Annotated in this window: 6 protein-coding genes; 5 read left to right on the top strand and 1 reads right to left on the bottom strand. The window is 66.7% G+C overall.

Features of this window, described 5'->3' with window-relative positions; translation table 11 throughout:
* On the top strand, nucleotides 1-86 hold an 86-nt coding region (locus tag EOA28_RS24595; RefSeq protein WP_148670832.1), incomplete at its 5' end, for a hypothetical protein.
* Between the two features lie 115 nt (nucleotides 87-201).
* On the opposite strand, the gene EOA28_RS24600 is transcribed toward EOA28_RS24595, so the two are convergent.
* Complete coding sequence (locus EOA28_RS24600) at nucleotides 202-1,125, bottom strand: nucleoside hydrolase (RefSeq protein WP_127249297.1); 924 nt, start codon at nucleotides 1,123-1,125, stop codon at nucleotides 202-204.
* A 17-nt stretch (nucleotides 1,126-1,142) separates the two neighbouring features.
* Between EOA28_RS24600 and EOA28_RS39000 the strand changes: the two genes are divergently transcribed.
* From EOA28_RS39000 to EOA28_RS24615, 4 genes are all read left to right on the top strand, one after another.
* Nucleotides 1,143-1,295 (top strand): hypothetical protein, encoded by a 153-nt coding sequence (locus EOA28_RS39000; protein WP_189342166.1) that lies wholly within the window; start codon nucleotides 1,143-1,145, stop codon nucleotides 1,293-1,295.
* Nucleotides 1,296-1,322: 27 nt separating this feature from the next.
* Complete coding sequence (locus EOA28_RS24605) at nucleotides 1,323-2,126, top strand: SDR family NAD(P)-dependent oxidoreductase (protein WP_127249298.1); 804 nt, start codon at nucleotides 1,323-1,325, stop codon at nucleotides 2,124-2,126.
* 390 nt (nucleotides 2,127-2,516) lie between these two features.
* Nucleotides 2,517-3,584, top strand: a complete 1,068-nt coding sequence (locus EOA28_RS24610) for an HlyD family efflux transporter periplasmic adaptor subunit (RefSeq protein ID WP_127249299.1) — start codon at nucleotides 2,517-2,519, stop codon at nucleotides 3,582-3,584.
* The coding region (locus EOA28_RS24615) for an ATP-binding cassette domain-containing protein (protein WP_210214956.1) at nucleotides 3,581-4,999 on the top strand (1,419 nt) is incomplete at its 3' end. The genes EOA28_RS24610 and EOA28_RS24615, both read left to right, overlap by 4 nt.

Raw genomic sequence — 4,999 nt, forward strand, 5'->3', positions numbered from 1 at the left:
AGATGGTCCGGCGTGGAGCGAAGAAGGGCTTGGCCTCGCTCTGCATCGGCGGCGGCCAGGGTGTCGCGATCTGCCTGGAGCGGTGAGCCTTCCGACGGCCTAAAGCGCGTCGCGATCTTTCAGATTCGCTCCATGCGCTTTAGGTTCTTGATTTACGCATGTCTTGATCCCGAAACCGGTTCCCACTTCGGGAGACATGCTTTAGCGGAGCAAATCGAGCATCAGCTTGAAGAAGCGGTCGGCATCGACTTCATAGGCGATGCGCGCATTGTCCTCCTCACCGCGCTCATGCCAGAAATCGGCCACCGTGGCGCCGAATGTGTAGCTGCCGGACAGGTCGACGCCGATATGCGCCGGACGCGTGCGGACGAGCGTCGGATCGATCGCCAGCGCCAGCGCCAGCGGGTCGTGCATGGCGCCGCCGACGCCCATCGAGTTGCGGTGCAGCTTCTCGTAGAATTTCAGCCAGTCCATGACCACGCGGCCGAGCGGTGTGTCGATCCTGGCCAGTTCCTCGTATTGCGGCGCCTCGATCAGCACTTGCATGGTCACGTCGAGCCCGATCATGGTGATGGGCACCCTTGCGTCCAGCACCAGCTTCAGGGCCTCGGGGTCGCAGAAGGCGTTGAACTCGGTCGGCGTGATGATCTCGCTCTTGCGATAGAACACGCCGCCCATCCAGATCAGCTCCTTGATCTTGGGCAGCACGTGCGGGTGCTTGAGCACGAGCAGGCCGATGTTGCAGAGCGGGCCGGTCGCCACCACCAGCAGCGGTTCCGGTGATGCCGCGAGCTTCTCGGCAAGGAAGTCTACCGCACGCTGCTTGATCGGCCCGCGCGAGGGCTGCGGCAGATAGGGCGAGCCTTCGAGCCCGCTCGGGCCATCGGCGGTGCCCAGAACCAGCGGCCGCGCCAGGGGCCGCGCGCAGCCGGCGGCGACCGGCACATCGCCGGCGCCGAGCAAATCGAGCACGCGGATCGCGTTGTCCGTCGTCTTCTCGAGCTCCGCGTTGCCGCATGTCGTGGTGACGCCGAGAAGCTCGATGTCGGGCGAGCGATGCGCCATGACCAGCGCGATGGCATCGTCGTGGCCGGGGTCGCAGTCGTAGAGGATTGGGGTCGGCATCGGTGTGGGACAGCTATATGGACGTGCCCAGCGCAACGCTCGCGGCGCAAGCCTATCCGGATGTTCCGATCAGGCGCCCGCTGGATGGCAACGCCGCCTTCATCGACACCTCGGCGGCCAAAGCGGCGCTGGGCTTCGAGCCGCGCTTCTCGTGGCGCGACTATCGCTGACCGGTATCTGGGCTTCGGAGACAAGAGATGCGCTTCAAGGACAAGATCGTTCTGGTGACGGGCGCCGCCGGCGCCATCGGCTCCGCAGCGGTGCGCCGCTTCGTCGAGGAAGGCGCTACAGTCGCGATCGCCGATCTCGACGGGCCTCGTGCTCAGGCCCTGGCAGCGACCTTTGGCGACCGCGCCGAAGCCTTCGCGGTTGACGTCGCCGAACCCGTGGCGGTGGACGCTATGGTCACGGCGGTGGTTACGCGTTTCGGCCGGATCGACGTGCTGTTCAACAATGCCGGCATTTCCGGAAAGGTCGCGCCGGTCCACGAGCTGAGCACCGAGGACTGGCAACGCATCGTCGGCATCAACCTCAACGGCATGTTCTACGTCCTGCGCGCGACACTGGCGACCATGATCGCGGGCAAGATCAAGGGATCGGTGGTCAATATGGGCTCGTCCATGGCCGGCTGGGACGTGCTGTCCGGCGGCGCCGGCTATGCCTCGACCAAGCACGGCGTGGTCGGCCTGACCAGGATCGCGGCCCTCGACGCCGCCGCCTATGGCATTCGCGTCAACGCGATCTGCCCCGGGGTCATCGAGACCCGGCTGGGCGTGCCGGCGCGGGACCAGGCAGCCTATGAAGCCGGCATTCGCCGTTTCGCCGACCGCATTCCGCTGCGCCGTATCGGCCAGCCCGAGGATGTCGCCGCCGCCGTCGCCTTCCTGGCCTCGGACGATGCCCGCCACGTCACCGGCGTCGACTGCCTGCTCGACGGCGGACAGACATTGCAAAGCTGGGCGAACGCGCCCGATGCGGACGCTTTCCCGCGATTTGTCTGACGCTCCGGCCGCCGAACAGCTCCTCTCGACCGCGTCAGCACGGTATCGTCCTCGCCATAATGCATTGACCGATCAGAAGGCCGGCGAACGTTCAGGCCCTGGTCCCGACGCTCACAGCGACCCCTTCTCCCAGAATTGATATCGATCAAGGTCGCCGCAGCCGGTCTCTGTTTTGGTCGCGCCAACTTGGCAACCTGAACGGAGTTCCCCTGACATGGACGGCATTACCTTAAGCGCCGAACAGATCGGCGCCTGGCGGCGGGAGATTGCCTCGGCAAGGTTCCTTCCCTTCTCCGCTTCGGGGCCGCTGTCTCCGGCGCCACTCCATCTCGAGGGGGCGCTTTTGGCGCCAGCCGAACCTGACGTATCGCGCAACACCGAAGGCCGGCCATGAAGGTTTCCCGGCGATGGCTGATCCTCGGCGCCCTGATAGCCATCGGAGCAGCCGGCTACTATGTGTGGCAGCGTTCCAAGGACGGGCAACTGCCGGAAGGCATCGCCAGCGGCAACGGCCGCATCGAGGCGGTCGAAATCGACGTCTCGACGAAGGCGGCGGGGCGGATCAAGGAAATCCTTGTCGGCGAAGGCGATTTCGTCAAGGCCGGCCAGGTGCTTGCCCGCATGGACACAGCGCAGCTCGAGGCGCAGCGCCGTCAGGCCGAGGCGCAGTTTCAGCGCGCCATCATCGGGGTCGAGACCGCTGGCAGCCTGGTGACGCAGCGCGAGGCTGAAAAGACGGCGGCCGGCGCTGTCGTCGCGCAGCGCGAAGCCGAGCTCGACGCCGCCGATCGGACCCTGGCGCGCTCGCAGCAGCTTGCGGTCAACAACACCGTCTCCCAGCAGGTCCTGGACAACGACCGCGCGGCCGAGCAGAGCGCGAAAGCCGCCGTCGCCGCCGCGCAGGCCCAACTCGCCGCCAGTGAAGCGGCCATCAACGCCGCGCGGGCGCAGGTGGTCGATGCCAAGTCCACGGTCGACGCGGCGCAGGCCGCGATCGAAAGCATCGACGCCGATATCGGCGACGCCACGCTGGCGTCGCCGCGCGACGGGCGCATCCAGTTCCGCGTGGCGGAGCCCGGAGAGGTGCTGGCGGGCGGCGGGCGCGTGCTCAACCTCGTCGACCTCGGCGATGTCTACATGACCTTCTTCCTGTCGACCGCGCAGGCCGGGCGCGTCGCGATCGGCTCCGATGTGCGTCTCGTGCTCGACGCGGCGCCGCAATACATCATCCCCGCCAAGGTGACCTTCGTCGCGGACGTCGCGCAGTTCACGCCCAAGACGGTCGAAACGGAGGAGGAGCGCCTGAAGCTCATGTTCCGGATCAAGGCGCACATCGCACCGGAGCTGCTCCGCAAATATATCCAGCAGGTGAAAACCGGCCTGCCCGGCGTGGCCTATGTGCGGCTCGATCCGCAGGCCTCATGGCCGGCGAGCCTCAAGGGAAAGCTCGTGCAATGAATGCGCGGCCGGACGCCGGCGCGGGCCTTCCGTCAAGCTACGTGGCGCGGCTGGAGAATGTCGGCCACGCTTACGGAAAGGTCAGGGCTCTCGATGCCGTAACGCTCGATTTCCCGGCCGGCCGCATGGTCGGCCTGATCGGGCCGGACGGCGTCGGCAAATCCAGCCTGCTTTCCCTGATTGCCGGAGCACGGACGATCCAGCAGGGGCATGTCGAGGTGCTGGGCGGCGACATGGCCGATCTCGGCCACCGGCAGAGCGCCTACCCCAGGATCGCCTATATGCCACAAGGCCTGGGCAAGAACCTCTATCCGACGCTGTCGGTCTTCGACAACATCGATTTCTTCGGCCGCCTGTTCGGGCATGATCGGCGCGAGCGCGAGCGCCGCATCGGCGAGCTTCTGAAGCGAACGGGGCTGGCGCCTTTCGCCGAGCGGCAGGCCGGCAAGCTTTCGGGCGGCATGAAGCAGAAGCTTGGCCTGTGCTGCGCCCTCATCCACGATCCGGACCTCCTGATCCTGGACGAGCCGACCACCGGCGTCGATCCGTTGTCGCGCCGCCAGTTCTGGGAACTGATCGGCGAGATCCGCAAGGGTCGCGAGGGCATGAGCGTCATCATCGCCACGGCCTATATGGAAGAGGCCGCGCGCTTCGACTGGCTGGTGGCCATGGACGCGGGCCGCGTGCTCGCCTCCGGAACCCCGGCCGACCTGCTCGAAGGAACCGGCGCGCCCGACCTGGACGCCGCCTTCATAGCCCTTCTCCCGCCGGAGAAGCGGGACAGCCACGAGGCGGTGGTGATCCCTCCGCGGCCCGCCGGCGCCGACAGCGAACCTGCCATCGAGGCCGAACACCTTACCATGCGCTTCGGCGATTTCACCGCCGTCGACGACGTGAGCTTCCGCATTGGCCGCGGCGAGATCTTCGGCTTCCTCGGATCGAACGGCTGCGGCAAGACGACCACGATGAAGATGCTGACCGGGCTGCTCGAGCCGTCCGAGGGCAAGGCACGGCTGTTCGGGCGCGAGATCGACTCCCGCGACATCGATGTGCGGCGGCGCGTCGGCTACATGTCGCAAGGATTCTCGCTCTACTCTGAGCTGACGGTCCGGCAGAATCTCGAGCTCCATGCCCGCCTCTTCGGCATGGCCGATGCGTCGATCCCGCCCCGGGTCGAGGAGGTCGCGCAGCAATTCGGCCTCGCCGACAATGTCGACACGCTGCCCGAAGCGCTCCCGCTCGGCATCCGCCAGCGGCTGTCGCTGGCCGTGGCGATGATCCATTCTCCGGAGATACTGATCCTCGACGAGCCGACCTCCGGCGTCGACCCGGTTGCCCGCGACGGCTTCTGGCGGATTCTTGCCGACCTCTCGCGCAAGCGGAACGTGACGATCTTCGTGTCCACGCATTTCATG

It is taken from the genome of Mesorhizobium sp. M2A.F.Ca.ET.067.02.1.1 (assembly GCF_004023285.1).
Classification (GTDB): domain Bacteria; phylum Pseudomonadota; class Alphaproteobacteria; order Rhizobiales; family Rhizobiaceae; genus Mesorhizobium.

What these genes read in the sequence shown, in the direction of transcription:
- EOA28_RS24600 (WP_127249297.1), bottom strand. Translation starts at nt 1,125, where the DNA reads ATGCCGACCCCAATCCTCTACGACTGCGACCCCGGCCACGACGATGCC.
- EOA28_RS39000 (WP_189342166.1), top strand. Translation starts at nt 1,143, where the DNA reads ATGGACGTGCCCAGCGCAACGCTCGCGGCGCAAGCCTATCCGGATGTT.
- EOA28_RS24605 (WP_127249298.1), top strand. Translation starts at nt 1,323, where the DNA reads ATGCGCTTCAAGGACAAGATCGTTCTGGTGACGGGCGCCGCCGGCGCC.
- EOA28_RS24610 (WP_127249299.1), top strand. Translation starts at nt 2,517, where the DNA reads ATGAAGGTTTCCCGGCGATGGCTGATCCTCGGCGCCCTGATAGCCATC.